General features: G+C 52.6%; 10 protein-coding genes, 4 tRNA genes and 1 pseudogene. 4 read left to right on the top strand and 11 right to left on the bottom strand.

Translation table 11 applies throughout. From position 1 onward, the window contains the following. Window positions 1-304: 304 nt before the first annotated feature. Window positions 305-499, top strand: a pseudogene (locus tag K5D32_RS19565) (transposase domain-containing protein); the annotation flags it as partial. Between the two features lie 99 nt (window positions 500-598). Here the strand turns inward: K5D32_RS19565 and K5D32_RS19560 are convergent. The 11 genes from K5D32_RS19560 to uvrB form a co-directional block, all read right to left on the bottom strand. Beyond that, the gene (locus K5D32_RS19560) at window positions 599-3,196 is read right to left on the bottom strand and encodes a calcium-binding protein (RefSeq protein ID WP_221601506.1); all 2,598 of its coding nucleotides are present in this window, start codon (window positions 3,194-3,196) and stop codon (window positions 599-601) included. Next, entirely contained in the window at window positions 3,102-4,223 is a 1,122-nt protein-coding gene (locus K5D32_RS19555) for a hypothetical protein (RefSeq protein ID WP_221601504.1), read from the bottom strand. Before K5D32_RS19555 ends, K5D32_RS19560 begins: the two co-directional genes overlap by 95 nt. A 505-nt stretch (window positions 4,224-4,728) precedes the next feature. After that, window positions 4,729-5,295 (bottom strand): hypothetical protein, encoded by a 567-nt coding sequence (locus K5D32_RS19550; protein WP_221601502.1) that lies wholly within the window; start codon window positions 5,293-5,295, stop codon window positions 4,729-4,731. 376 nt (window positions 5,296-5,671) lie between these two features. Beyond that, entirely contained in the window at window positions 5,672-6,109 is a 438-nt protein-coding gene (locus K5D32_RS19545; RefSeq protein WP_221601500.1) for a thioesterase family protein, read from the bottom strand. Window positions 6,110-6,158: 49 nt separating this feature from the next. Next, a complete protein-coding gene (locus K5D32_RS19540; protein ID WP_221540968.1) occupies window positions 6,159-6,698 on the bottom strand; it encodes a TetR/AcrR family transcriptional regulator in 540 nt (179 codons plus the stop codon). A 200-nt stretch (window positions 6,699-6,898) separates the two neighbouring features. Next, a tRNA-Glu gene (locus K5D32_RS19535) sits at window positions 6,899-6,974 on the bottom strand. A gap of 45 nt (window positions 6,975-7,019) precedes the next feature. After that, window positions 7,020-7,095: transfer RNA gene (locus tag K5D32_RS19530), tRNA-Ala, on the bottom strand. 52 nt (window positions 7,096-7,147) lie between these two features. After that, a tRNA-Glu gene (locus K5D32_RS19525) sits at window positions 7,148-7,223 on the bottom strand. Between the two features lie 85 nt (window positions 7,224-7,308). Continuing rightward, a tRNA-Ala gene (locus tag K5D32_RS19520) sits at window positions 7,309-7,384 on the bottom strand. Between the two features lie 179 nt (window positions 7,385-7,563). Continuing rightward, window positions 7,564-9,045, bottom strand: coding sequence for a glutamate--tRNA ligase (gene gltX / locus K5D32_RS19515; protein ID WP_221578775.1), 1,482 nt, complete (start codon window positions 9,043-9,045; stop codon window positions 7,564-7,566). A 166-nt stretch (window positions 9,046-9,211) separates the two neighbouring features. Then, on the bottom strand, window positions 9,212-11,227 hold the full coding sequence (gene uvrB, locus K5D32_RS19510; RefSeq protein WP_221528475.1) for an excinuclease ABC subunit UvrB: 2,016 nt from the start codon (window positions 11,225-11,227) through the stop codon (window positions 9,212-9,214). A gap of 356 nt (window positions 11,228-11,583) precedes the next feature. Between uvrB and K5D32_RS19505 the strand changes: the two genes are divergently transcribed. From K5D32_RS19505 to K5D32_RS19495, 3 genes are all read left to right on the top strand, one after another. Continuing rightward, a complete protein-coding gene (locus K5D32_RS19505) occupies window positions 11,584-12,780 on the top strand; it encodes an amino acid aminotransferase (protein WP_221594853.1) in 1,197 nt (398 codons plus the stop codon). A 187-nt stretch (window positions 12,781-12,967) separates the two neighbouring features. Further along, complete coding sequence (locus tag K5D32_RS19500) at window positions 12,968-13,384, top strand: hypothetical protein (RefSeq protein WP_221601498.1); 417 nt, start codon at window positions 12,968-12,970, stop codon at window positions 13,382-13,384. A gap of 148 nt (window positions 13,385-13,532) precedes the next feature. Then, window positions 13,533-13,970, top strand: coding sequence for a hypothetical protein (locus tag K5D32_RS19495; protein WP_221594851.1), 438 nt, complete (start codon window positions 13,533-13,535; stop codon window positions 13,968-13,970). The last annotated feature ends 16 nt before the right edge of the window (window positions 13,971-13,986 follow it).

The following is a 13,986-nucleotide window of genomic DNA, read 5'->3' as shown; positions in this document are numbered from 1 at the left end:
CTAAAAAAAGTCCGGCAGTTTACTGCCCGGCGCCGGGATTTGGAATGTCGACAGCAGGTTTCAATCTATTCCGAAATCTTCTCAAGAAAAGAGAAACTTTCGTACCTGAGTGGCGCGTCAAGGCCACGAGATAGACCCTAAGCCATATGACGCACACTTTCGAGCCCCGAAATTAGTCTCAAACTCTGTCATGATGACTTGAAACAAGGAGTGCTAGTGACGCAATCCAGATTGGGGTTTAATCCAGGGTCGAACGCCCTTTAATCGTCCAAAACTGTCCATCCAATCACGTCAAGAACTAGATAGGCAGTTGGTTCTTGGGCACACTAGATCGTTGTTTGCCGGATCGCTATGCAGCGAAAAACAGGCGACGGCGATAAGCTTAGTCCAGTATAAGCATGATCCGTACGCTTATCTGAAGGACTTGATAACTCGCCTGCCGACTCAATGGGCGAGTAGAATTTCTGAGCTGCTGCCGCACAGGTGGGTACCTGTTTAACCATGCAATATCTGTTCGGCGAACGTCGCATGCTTTAACAAAATTATTCTTTCCAAACATTAGCTGAGGTAAAAAATATCCGAACATACAAGTACGAGATCACTTCCAGTTAGCGGCAATCAAGACATCCACCTGATCTCGCTGCTGTTGAGTCAGAGTCAACTCGCCTCCACTTGCAGGCCCAAATCCAGCCATAGCGCTGACTAAACTATCCACTGCATTCGCGTACAACGCCGCCTCCCCAGACTTGATAATATCAAGTTGATGGGAATCGCTTGAGTACCACCCCGACACATTGACTTGATCAGAGCTACCAACTACGTCAATCAGCAAATCATTGCCGCTCCGCGAGAACCACAGCTTACTTGGATCAATAGACTGAAACTCTAAAACGTCGATATCACTTGGTGCGGCTGAACTGTTGTTTATGTAATCAACACCATCACCGGTAGCGAACACGTAGGTATCGTTTCCATCACCACCAGACACCTGATCGTTGCCTTTACCACCATGTAGCCTATCGTCGCCAGCCAACCCAACAATCACATCGGCGTCCGCAGTACCCGCTCGTCTTTGAACCTGAGCATCGGTCCACAAGACTCCATTGGCAAACTCTATGCGCTCCACTTTATATCTATCAGTCGTGGCTGCCAGCCAATTCTTCACAGTGACCTTATCGACACCATTGGCATGACTCAAGACTAGGTCATTGCCATTGAATACAGCTGCAAAGTCACCACTTGAAATACCCTCTCCAAATCTCAGTACATCAATACTCCCCGACGTACCGAAAGCATCATCGTGGATGACGTCCTGGCCATCCCTCAGTTCAAACAGGTAGGTGTCCGAACCAGCACCGCCAGTCAGGGTGTCGCTGCCCTGACCGCCACGCAACTGGTCGCTGCCTTTACCGGTGCTCAAGGTATCGTTGCCCGCGTCGCCCGATACCAATAGATCTAATGGGAATGAGCCACCATCATAGGTATCGTCGCCCGCAGTCCCAGAGAACTCCTTCAGTTGGGCAGACAGTGACGTACTGGACCAGAATGTGCCATCAGCGAACTCTACACGCTCTATTTGATACTGGCCGCTGCTGGACTGAAACCAGTTTTTTATTGTAACTTTGTCGAAACCGTTATCATGAGCAAGCACTAAACTCACTCCTGACAAAGAAAACTTAATATCTGAGGCGTATACTCCAGAACCAAAAACCAACACATCCACATCAAAAATGCTTCGTCCTTCTTCAACTACACTATCGAATCCGTCTCCAAGCTCAAAGGAATATACATCCGAGCCTTCACCTCCATAAATTTCATCATTACCGCGACCACCAAACAGAAGATCATCACCCCCATTACCATATAACAAATCGTTCCCCGCACCGGCCTTTATAATATCTACTGCATCAAACCCATGGAGCTCATCATCGCCCTCAGTACTAGCACTGGTAATAGCTTTTACTTCAGCCCATTGCCACACCAAACCGTCGGCAAACCGAATTTCAGAAAGCGAATAAACTCCAAAACCTTCAGATGCAAAATAGTTAACGACCGTAATCATATCATCACTAATAGCGGAGCGAATAATCAGATTATCCGCAGACCTACGTAAAATAATATTTTCAGAAGACACAGTACCATCAAAAACTATTTTATCAGGCCGACCTAAAACAGCATCAGCATTATTTATGACATCTTGCCCCCAACTGACACTAAAGCTGTAAATATCAGCCCCAGCATCTCCACTTAAATAATCATCGCCTGCCCCACCATCAATCAAATCATTACCCGAGCCACCATATATAATATCGTCACCACCAAGTCCGAGTAGAGTATCGTCGCCAGTATCGCCGTACAACTCATCATCGCCTCCCTCGCCGAGAAACGGCCCCAAGGAGGACAAGACAAAGTAAAAACCTATACTTTCTTCGCCTCCAGCACTACGAAGTTCAGCAACGACTTGCGCACCCAAGTCTCCGCCGACAGCCAGTAATGACGATGAAAAAGAACGAATAGACTCTGTCACTCCCACCGGATCAACTTGATAACTTTCGTAAAGCTCTAAAACCAAAGCTACCACGTCGACAGCAAACCCTTCCTCACCTTTAAAGTAAAAATCAACCTTACCAACATAAGAGCTGAAACGTGTTTGCAACATCAACATAGCATCGACATATATGGCCAATTGATCGTACGCCTTCATTAAAACAGCGGCCGCATTAGGCCCTGGATCTGAAGTTCCAGAATTAATACCCGTAGACTGCCTAAGTTGCTGACCTAAAAATGCTTCCAGCGCATAAACTTTACGAGCATCATCAATGTAATATCCGCGACTACCCGTCGAAAAACCGGAAACTCCCGACCAAAAAAATATAATATCATTCAAAATTAATTTCCGCTGAGAGTAATCATCCGCACTTGAAAACCTCAACACCAAATCGTGCAACTTACCAGATGCATCATTCGCCAAAGCCTGACTAAAGTTCGTCACATTGCCGAAGCCTGAAATTTCTGGATAGTTCTCCATCCCCTCCAGAAAAATCACCTCATTTAGATCTATGGTACGCGCAAAGTCCACTTTAAACCAAACATCATTCAACTCATGCGTTTCGCCTATTATATTTATGTAGAAACCCATCTGCGCTGTAATATTCCCAAACGAGTCCGTCACGCCACCAAGCGTAGCCCGTTCCAAGTGAAAGTACCCCAGCCTGTTCCATTGTTAATAACTCACCCAGATCTACAACTCCGTCACTATTACTATCCCTCCACACCTGAAGCTCACCGAACAAAGAATCTAGACTATTGACCACTCCATCATGGTTCTCATCCATCACAGCAAGAGCATTGAAACCGTTAGGCGACTCCACCCCCGATCCTGCTGTATAATTACCAAATAATTCTGCACCACGGTCTATAACACCATCACCATTTCGATCCAAAACCAGTAGACCATCATCCTTGCCTACCCAGCCGGTTAACTCTGCAAAACCATTCCCATCATGATCAAAATGCACACCCTGTTCTACTCCTAGAGTTTCAACCCCATCACCATCCAGATCCAAAATTAACGGCGAAGCAGTCAGTACAGCCAAGGAAAATTTTTCGGACAGGCTACTAATAAGTTTTCCAACAGACAAACTGGAGAAATCATTCAGTGATGAAAAATAGCTGGAAAGCTCTGAAAACTCTCTTTGCAAGGAGTCAAATTTATCACCAAGATACTCCGCAATATCATCACCCCAAACATCCAGCATTACCCCGCCCACAAACAGCAAAGCGCCTATACCCGCAGCCCATGCCGCTGTAAGTGCAGCCGTTGCACCTACGGCTGTCCCTGCAATTCCTATAGCTGCAAGCGCTGCAAACGATCCAATTAAAGATACTATTCCGCTCGCAACACCAGTGACATCACTGGCTTTCACATTACCCTTTGAAACGCCTTCACTCAGCACGCCAATATTAGCGGCCAATGAACTAATGGCGAAGGGCGGTAGAGTAAGGAACTTTAAAGGTAGCTGACCCACGATAAATTTTGCAGCTCCGAGCACCTTCCCGGCCTTTTCCATATCCGATGAATTTTCCCACATATCACGCATAACAGTTAACGCTTTGTCTGCGGAAACCCCTCCCTTTGATGATAGCTGCAGAAACAACGCTTCAGCCTCAGCGAACCCTGCCGCAAAATCTGAGCCACTGACAGTTAGATCCTTGTCAACCACACCATCACTAGCAGTATTTTAAATTGCAGACATGGCCATTTCACCTCAGGCTAACTTAACAACAACCCATACAATAAATACAACTTCCAAAAACATTAAAACATAAAGAGAACCAGAGACATACTTCAACCAACGACTAACTTCCCCCTTACGATAACGCTGATAAATTTTATAATTCTGCGCCCCAAAGGACAGCATTGGTATTAATATTAAAATAGCCTCTAACCACATCTCTGACCCCTCACCATTTTCTTATTGCCAGCTCACCCGACGATTAGAATTTTAAAACAACAACTCAAACTCAACCCTATCAAATAAAACACTTCCCCAACCACAAAACTCTTTCCAAAAAGACACCCTCCAAATCATTGCAGCAGAATCCACAACAAAAACTCACTGCAACATTCGAGCTCAACACTGCTAACCTCTATCTGAAATCACCAAATTCATCACAGTTGATCCAAAGCTAATGCACTGCACACCAACCTCGAACAGTAAAAATAGCTTAACCACCAACCACTTCTCTCTTAATACGAAACGTGGTTATACCGAATACATCAGCACTCCGCCCATCTACCCGTATAAATAGTGGTGTAATCAACGATATCTTCAGCATTAAGAGCTCACAGCATTCAACAAGGGTCGAGAGAAACCAGATTAATTCAAAACAAGATAACTCTCCGAAACTCCCAGCCTCAGAGCGCATCAGGACCAATGCTCCCAGCCCGCATGCTTCTAGCTTATTCGAGAAAGTCTCAGGTCGCTGCGAGCGAGGATCGTGGATCAGAGCCTTATACCACTTCAGACGAACGATGATGAAATAGCCGTCTGCAAGATCATCGGCGATGCCCAGCAAAGTGATGCACTCGAACCGGTCACTACTCGTTTTGACGGGCTTAACCTTAAGCCTAAACAACTGCATCTGAGGCTGATCATGTGGATAGCACAGAGCGCAAAACTCATGAAAGTGCTGTTCAGTAAAGCCTGCAATACTGTGGCGATACGCAAACATAACCAAGCACGTTAAGTTGAAAACGCCAGACTGGGATAAAGCCGAATTCTGGTCGTTCATTCCACATCCTTGCGGCAATCATGCCCGACGAATCCAAAGATAAAATCAGTATCATTTTGACTTCAGACAAGGAAAGCATCCTTTTATCACTTTATCCACATTGGTTCCGAAATATTTAGTGCCGTTGGTCGCCCCCCTCAAGGGTATGATGCTCAGAATTGAAATCACAATCCAGATCATAGTATTGCGCCGTTTTTGAGACAGTTCACGCAGCCATAACCTCGCCATTTCTTCGGCCTTGGCGACAGCAAGCCTATCAAGTTGCCGTAAGACCTCTCATCAAAGTAAGAAAAATTTGCGAATTTTTCGGTTTTTTGAGATTAGGGTTACTAACTCATTGAAATGGCAAGTTTTGGATTTCGGGTTAAATTGAGAACTACAGATCGACTAACACAGCAGCCCCATAACCCTCGATGAATTCACCCGGCATGCGCTTGGGTTTGCCGCTGGACAACTCGATACAGACAAAAGTGGTCCGGGCACGCAGCAGGGTCACGCCATCCACCGGACGCTTGAGCTGAAAGCAGCGGGTCATCTTCAGGCGCTTGTCCCAGTCGACAATCCAGGTGGCCAGTTGCAGCTCGTCATCTTCGTAGGCGCTGGCCAGGTAATCGATTTCATGCCGCACCACGGCCATGGCTCGATCCAGGCGCCGATACTCGCTCAGGTCCAGCCCGAGATGCTGGGAATGCCGCCAGGCGCAGCGCTCCAGCCAGGAAACATACACCGCGTTATTGGCGTGTCCCAGGCCATCGATATCATCGGCTGCCACATTGAGGTCGATCACAAAAGGCGTTGCCCGATCCCAGACCATAATTGCTCCTGTTGTCGTGAGAAGGACTCATGTCCACAAGGAGCTCAGTCTAAACCACCGCCGACTTGGCCGCCCGCAACACACGATCCGACAACTCGCCGGTGCCCAGCGCACGAGCCAGCACCAGGCCGCCTACCATAAGCGCCAGATCAGCCAGCACCTTGTCCGCCTCTTCAGGGCTCGATGACAGTTGCGCCATCATCAACTCCACATGCTCGGCCAATGAAGCCTGAAAGCCCTCCGGCAAGCGCGGCATGTCCCCGGCCGTGGAAGGCAGCGGACAAGCCTCATCGGTGGCATCGCGATGTTTGCGTGACAGATAGAACGCCGCCAGCAAGGCACGCCGCTCATGGCAGGGAAGCTGCTCGTCGACTTGCGCAATGGCAGACCTTCGCTGCTTCAGCAATCGGTCAAAGGCCTCAAGCATCAGCGACTCTTTGCTGTCGAAGTGAGCGTAGAAGCCGCCTACCGTAAGCCCCGCAGCGCTCATGATTTCACTGACGCTCGGTTGTTCCGGACCACGGCTGATAAGAGCCGCACTGGCAGCGTCAAGAATCCGTTCACGAGTTTGCGCTTTTTTATCAGTCATGCCGCTCTCCAGAAATTACGCAGATAATATTATTCGCATAATCCTGAATGACAAGCGCAACGCGGCTGATCTGCCAAAGGCAGAGCAATTGCGCGAGAAGGAAGGAGTTACAACGGAACGGGCAAAATTAAAAAAGGCCCAAAAAACAAAAGGGCCATTCAATAATCGAATGACCCTTGGTCTCGCAGAGCGAGAAATCGTGGCGTCCCCTAGGGGACTCGAACCCCTGTTACCGCCGTGAAAGGGCGGTGTCCTAGGCCACTAGACGAAGGGGACGCAAAACCTTCGAGCAAATTCGCTAAAAGCGAATCCTGGCAAAATTGGTGGAGCTAAGCGGGATCGAACCGCTGACCTCCTGCATGCCATGCAGGCGCTCTCCCAGCTGAGCTATAGCCCCGGATTTATCGCCTCGCGGCGGAGATCAACCTTGCGGCATCACTCTTTGAAAATGGCGTCCCCTAGGGGACTCGAACCCCTGTTACCGCCGTGAAAGGGCGGTGTCCTAGGCCACTAGACGAAGGGGACAAAACCTTCTTGCGTACATGACAGGCGCTGGTTCCTGTCATCGTACTGCTTCAAGGCAATGTAGCCGACCTTGAAACTCTTTGTTTGGTGGAGCTAAGCGGGATCGAACCGCTGACCTCTTGCATGCCATGCAAGCGCTCTCCCAGCTGAGCTATAGCCCCACATCAGTGGACGGGGCGCATGTTAAGCGCGAGTCGCTGACCTGTCAAATTTATTTTCAACATTTTTGAAAATTTTTCGTCGACATAACAAACACTTAACGCTTCGCCCCCGTAAAGCCGAGGTCGAATCGACCACTGTGCGCCCCTGCCCTGCGAGCACACAGTGATCCTTCACTGCATCAGGCTATGGCGCCCAGCAGCTTTTCCCACTCTTTGTTTTCTTTCTTGGAAACGCCACCGAGCAGATCGATAGCCTGACGCAGGCGGAAACGGGTGAGGTCCGGCCCGAGGATTTCCATTGCATCGAGCACCGAAACCGAACTGGCCTGCCCTGTGATCGCCGCAAACATCAACGGCATGGCATCACGCAGCTTCAGCTCCAGATGCTCGACCACCGCCTGGATACAGGCCGTAATCGGGTCTTTCTCCCACTGACGCAGGGATTCGAGCTTCCACAGGATCAACTGCATCAACTGGCGGACCTGATCGCCCGACAGCTTCTTGTGCTCGAACAGCTTCGCATCCGGCGTCACGCCGCCCGCAAAGAAGAAACTGGCCAATGGTGCGATCTGGCTGAAGGTTTCGACGCGACCCTGAACATGAGGCGCGATCTTCATCAGGTATTCGGGGTTCAGCGCCCAGTTCTGCACGCGGGAAGCGAACTCTTCGACCGGTAACTCGCGCAGCCACTGGCCATTGAGCCAGGACAGTTTCTCGATATCGAAGATCGGACCGCCCAGGGAGACGCGGGACAGGTCGAAGTTATCGACCATTTCCTGCAGCGAGAACTTCTCGCGCTCGTCCGGCATCGACCAGCCCATGCGGCCCAGGTAGTTGAGCATCGCCTCGGGCATGAAGCCCATGCGCTCGTAGAAAGTCACGGAAGTCGGGTTCTTGCGCTTGGACAGCTTGCTCTTGTCGGGGTTACGCAGCAGCGGCATGTAGCACAGCTGTGGCTTGTCCCAGCCGAAATACTCGTAGAGCAGGATCAGTTTAGGCGCAGACGGCAGCCATTCTTCGCCACGCAGCACGTGGGTGATGCCCATCAGATGGTCATCGACCACGTTGGCCAGGAAGTAGGTCGGCAGACCGTCGGTCTTCATCAAAACCTGCATGTCCATGCGATCCCACGGGATCTCCACTTCGCCACGCAGGATGTCCGGCACCACACAAACGCCCTCGGTCGGCACTTTCATGCGGATGACGTGCGGCTCGCCGGCGTCCAGGCGACGCTGCACTTCTTCCTTGGAAAGCAGCAAGGCGCGACCGTCATAGCGCGGCGTCTCGCCCTTGGCCATCTGCTCGGCGCGCATCTCGTCCAGCTCTTCGGCAGTGCAGAAGCACGGGAAGGCGTGGCCGAGATCCACCAGTTGCTGAGCGTACTTGCGATAGATGTCGCCCCGCTCGCTCTGACGATACGGGCCATGTGGGCCGCCCACATCCGGACCTTCGCTCCACTCAATACCCAGCCAGCGCAATGCATCGAAAATCTGCTGCTCGGACTCACGGGTCGAACGCAACTGATCGGTATCTTCGATACGCAGGATGAACTCACCACCGTGCTGCTTGGCAAAGCAGTAGTTGAAAAGCGCGATGTAGGCGGTGCCAACGTGGGGATCGCCAGTGGGTGATGGCGCAATGCGAGTGCGAACGGTGGTCATGAAAAATTCCGAAATAGATCGATCAAGCGCGGAATCTTAACAGGCCGAACCCTTCTGGCTCCACTTCGCGAATGAATTCCGAGCGACCTCTTCGCGACTGAAGTCGCTCCCACAGGATTTGTGTTCATTCTGTGGGAGAGACTTCAGTCGCGAAAAACTCACTGAATCAAACCGCCAGCAACCGCTCACGCAATTTGGCGATTTCGTCGCGCATCTGCGCCGCGGCCTCGAACTCCAGGTCGCGGGCCAACTGGTACATTTTCTCTTCCAGTTGCCGAATGCGCTTGGTGATTTCGCTGGGTGAGCGCAGTTCGTTCTCGTAGCGGGCGTTTTCCTCGGCAGCCTTGGCCATGCCTTTGCGCTTCTTGCTCCGAGAGCCCGGCACTGTCGCGCCTTCCATGATGTCCGCCACGTCCTTGATGACGCCCTTTGGCGTGATGCCATTGGCCAGGTTATGGGCGATCTGTTTCTCACGACGCCGCTCAGTCTCGCCGATGGCCCGTTCCATGGACCCAGTGATGCGATCGGCATACAGAATCGCCCGGCCATTAAGGTTACGCGCTGCCCGACCAATGGTCTGGATCAGCGAGCGCTCGGAGCGCAGGAAACCTTCCTTGTCGGCATCGAGAATCGCCACCAGCGACACTTCCGGCATGTCCAGGCCTTCGCGCAGCAGGTTGATCCCCACCAGCACATCGAAAGCCCCGAGACGCAGATCGCGGATAATCTCGACCCGCTCCACGGTATCGATGTCCGAGTGCAGATAACGGACCCGCACCCCATGGTCGCCCAGGTAGTCCGTCAAGTCCTCGGCCATGCGCTTGGTCAGGGTCGTGACCAGCACCCGCTCTTCCAGCGCCACACGCTTGTTGATTTCCGAAAGCAGATCATCGACCTGAGTCAGCGCAGGACGAATCTCCACCTGCGGGTCCACCAGCCCTGTCGGGCGCACCACCTGCTCAATGACTCGCCCGGCATGTTCGGCCTCGTAATTTCCAGGTGTGGCCGAAACGAAAATGGTCTGCGGGCTGACCGCTTCCCACTCGTCGAAACGCATGGGCCGGTTATCCAGCGCCGAGGGCAGCCGGAAGCCATATTCCACAAGGGTTTCCTTGCGCGAGCGGTCGCCTTTGTACATCGCGCCGACCTGCGGCACGCTGACGTGAGACTCGTCGATCACCAGCAAGGCGTCAGGCGGCAGATAGTCGTAAAGCGTCGGCGGCGGCGCTCCCGACGGGCGACCCGATAGGTAGCGCGAGTAGTTTTCGATACCGTTGCAGTAACCCAGTTCCAGAATCATTTCCAGATCGAAACGGGTGCGCTGCTCCAGACGCTGGGCTTCCACCAGCTTATTGTTGTTGCGCAGGTATTCCAGGCGCTCCTGAAGCTCGATCTTGATGCCTTCCATCGCTTCGAGCAGCGTCTCGCGGGGCGTCACATAGTGGCTTTTGGGGTAGAAGGTAAACCGCGGCAGTTTGCGAATCACCTCGCCGGTCAGCGGGTCGAACGCCGACAGGCTCTCCACTTCGTCATCGAACAGTTCGACGCGGATCGCTTCCAGATCGGACTCGGCCGGGTAGATATCAATGACATCGCCTCGCACCCGGAAGGTCGCACGAGCAAAATCCATGTCGTTGCGGGTGTACTGCAGGTCCGCCAGACGGCGCAGCAAGGCCCGCTGATCGAGTTTGTCGCCACGGTCGATGTGCAGGACCATCCGCAGGTAGGTTTCCGGACTGCCCAGACCATAGATGCAGGACACCGTGGTAACGATAATGGCGTCCTTGCGCTCCAGCAGGGCCTTGGTCGCGGACAGGCGCATCTGCTCGATATGGTCGTTGATGGAAGCATCCTTCTCGATGAAGGTGTCCGATGACGGCACATAGGCTTCGGGCTGGTAGTAGTCGTAATAAGAGACGAAATATTCCACCGCGTTGTTGGGGAAAAACGTCTTGAACTCGCCATACAACTGGGCCGCCAGCGTCTTGTTCGGTGCCAGCACCAGCGTCGGGCGCTGTACCTGGGCAATGACGTTGGCGATGCTGAAGGTCTTGCCCGAACCGGTCACACCCAGCAGAGTCTGGTGCGCCAGACCTGCCTCGATCCCCTCCACCATCAGGCGGATGGCCTCGGGCTGATCGCCAGCTGGCTCAAAACGGGTGACGAGCTGAAACTCGGACATGACCTACCTCTTGATTCGTTTACGCCAAGGGTTCGTCTGCGCAGGCCATACCCGCAAAAACGAAATCACCGCCAACGCCCGATCCCGCCGGGAAAGACGTGCAGTGTTTGAAGTGATGCACTGTAGATGGAGCCATATACTCGTCTTTCAAGTCATGGATTGCATCACCGATTGCCGGTCGGCCAGACGAACGTTGTCCCCGGAGCCGGAAAAACCTTGAAAAAACCTGTCACACCCTGTCGCTCCCCGGCTTGATGCTCTTTATACTGACTCCCCGTTTGTGCACCGCTCTGGCGCATTGTGTTGGAGCATGCACTGCACTCCCCTTCACTCTTCATTCAGAGCTGCCGCAAACAATGAGCCTGTTCTCCGCTGTCGAAATGGCGCCCCGCGATCCGATCCTGGGTATCAACGAAGCATTCAACGCCGACACCCGCACCAACAAGGTCAACCTTGGGGTGGGCGTCTACTGTGACGAAGACGGGCGCATTCCATTGCTGCGCGCAGTGGCCGAAGCCGAGAAGATTCGTGTGGCGCAACACGCACCTCGTGGCTACCTGCCAATCGATGGCATCTCGGCCTACGACCTGGCCGTGCAGAAACTGCTGCTGGGTGCCGACTCGCCGCTGATCGCCTCGGGCCGCGTGCTGACCACCCAGTCCGTCGGTGGTACTGGCGCTCTGAAAATCGGCGCAGACTTCCTCAAGCGCCTGCTGCCAGATGCCGTGGTCGCCATCAGCGACCCAAGCTGGGAAAACCACCGTGCCCTGTTTGAAGCGGCGGGTTTCCCGGTTCAGGACTATCGCTACTACGATGCCCCGACCCACGACGTGAACCGTGCTGGCATGCTGGAAGACCTGCAGAACCTGCCGAACGGCTCCATCGTTGTTCTGCACGCCTGCTGCCACAACCCGACCGGCGTCGACCTGACGCTGGAAGACTGGAAAAAGGTTCTGGAAGTCGTCAAGACCAAGGGGCACGTGCCGTTCCTGGACATGGCTTACCAGGGCTTCGGTCAAGGCATCGACGAAGACGCACTGGCAGTACGCCTGTTCGCAGACTCGGGCCTGACCTTCTTTGCTTCCAGCTCGTTCTCCAAGTCCCTGTCTCTGTATGGCGAGCGTGTCGGCGCACTGTCGATCATCACCGAGTCCAGAGAAGAAACCGCCCGCGTCCTGTCCCAGGTCAAGCGCGTGATCCGCACCAACTACTCCAACCCCCCTACCCACGGTGCAATCATCTCTGCCGCGGTCCTCAACGACCCGGCACTGCGCGCCATGTGGGAAGAAGAACTGGGCGAAATGCGCGTTCGCATCCACGGCATGCGCAAAGCCATGGTAGAACGTCTGGCCACTAACCCGGCCGGTCAGGACTTCAGCTTTGTCGGCCGTCAGTGCGGCATGTTCTCCTACTCGGGCCTGACCGCCGAACAGGCCCAGCGCCTGCGCAGCGAGTTCGGTATCTACGCGCTGGATACCGGCCGTATCTGCGTGGCGGCACTGAACCAGAAGAACATCGACGCGGTCTGTGACGCGATCAAACAAGTGCTGTAAATCTTCGCTGCAACCTGAAGGGAAGCCGGGCGAAAGTCCGGCTTCCCTTTTTTGTGCCTGCAAAAACACCTCAAGTTATTCAAGGGAGTGCCGCTAAGCTGTCCGTGGTTTTCCGGATGAAAACCCACATGGACATGCAGACGGTATCGCCTGCATCAGGATGTATTCAGGACAACACGGAGATTACATGAAGTTCAAATCTTTCAAACTCCCCTTCACCGCCGCAGCTCTGGCACTTTCACTGAGCCCTCTGGCATCGATGGCCGCCGTCATTGAAGTCACCATGCAGAACAACACGCCAAAGACCTTGACGCTTGTTTCTTCGACCAGCGGCTTTCCTTCCCGGCTGGCACCTTTTCAAACCGTCACCTTCATCGCGCCATCAGGCTTCAGCAGCAGCGATGTACAGGCTGATTATGCCAGCGGCCAGTCCACCGGCGGATGCCGATTCCAGGCAGGCCACAAGGAATATTCCACCGGCCCGCAATACACCAGCAGCGCCAAGGGTTATGGACAACTCTCGGATGGTGCCTGCTATGAATACGTTTCCAAGAAATGGTCGGCACCTTACAACTACAAAATCCATTTCATGATGTCGCAGTAAGTATCGGCCCACGTCGATAAGCACAACAAGGGGAAGCAGACGCAAGTCTGGCTTCCCTTTTTCATGATGTTATTTCCTGCCATGCACCACCGACTCCGTTAAGCAGGAGTCTACACAGCCCGCACAAACACTTTGATTTGGAGTAATGATGTTTTTTGGAAAAAACAGAAAAGCACTTCTTGAATTTTTGAGAAACCTGACACCTCAGGTTTTGTTCCTGACATTGGCATTCATATTTTCCTCAAAGCTGGACCTGAGCAAATTTGATCTCAGCTTTGAAGGTTTTAAAAGGACGATGCCGTTCTTGTCCTGCGCCCTTGTATTTGCTGGGGCTTTTCTAGCAAATATGACCCAGTTCATCGAAGCAGCCCTGACAACCCCCGATGAACTCAAACCCATCACCGATGAAATAACGCTTCAAGAAATCAAGTTCTGGCCGCGAATCTGGAAGCTAACCGCTGCCGCATGGAAGCACAACAAACTCGGCTTCCTGGAAGTGGTCCTCGTATTAATTATTACGTATATCGCATTTTTTGCTGTAACTTTTGTAGCAATACAAGGTGCGGTAAACAGCTCATTCCTTTAGGGAGGCAGGCGTTTAT

The organism is Pseudomonas cichorii, assembly GCF_019719005.1.
GTDB classification, from domain to species: Bacteria; Pseudomonadota; Gammaproteobacteria; order Pseudomonadales; family Pseudomonadaceae; genus Aquipseudomonas; species Aquipseudomonas cichorii_E.
This window is presented reverse-complemented; position numbering and strand designations above follow the sequence as displayed.

Coding starts and splice junctions, on each gene's coding strand:
- K5D32_RS19550 (WP_221601502.1), bottom strand. CDS start 5,295: ATGAACGACCAGAATTCGGCTTTATCCCAGTCTGGCGTTTTCAACTTA.
- K5D32_RS19545 (WP_221601500.1), bottom strand. CDS start 6,109: ATGGTCTGGGATCGGGCAACGCCTTTTGTGATCGACCTCAATGTGGCA.
- K5D32_RS19540 (WP_221540968.1), bottom strand. CDS start 6,698: ATGACTGATAAAAAAGCGCAAACTCGTGAACGGATTCTTGACGCTGCC.
- gltX (WP_221578775.1), bottom strand. CDS start 9,045: ATGACCACCGTTCGCACTCGCATTGCGCCATCACCCACTGGCGATCCC.
- uvrB (WP_221528475.1), bottom strand. CDS start 11,227: ATGTCCGAGTTTCAGCTCGTCACCCGTTTTGAGCCAGCTGGCGATCAG.
- K5D32_RS19505 (WP_221594853.1), top strand. CDS start 11,584: ATGAGCCTGTTCTCCGCTGTCGAAATGGCGCCCCGCGATCCGATCCTG.
- K5D32_RS19500 (WP_221601498.1), top strand. CDS start 12,968: ATGAAGTTCAAATCTTTCAAACTCCCCTTCACCGCCGCAGCTCTGGCA.
- K5D32_RS19495 (WP_221594851.1), top strand. CDS start 13,533: ATGTTTTTTGGAAAAAACAGAAAAGCACTTCTTGAATTTTTGAGAAAC.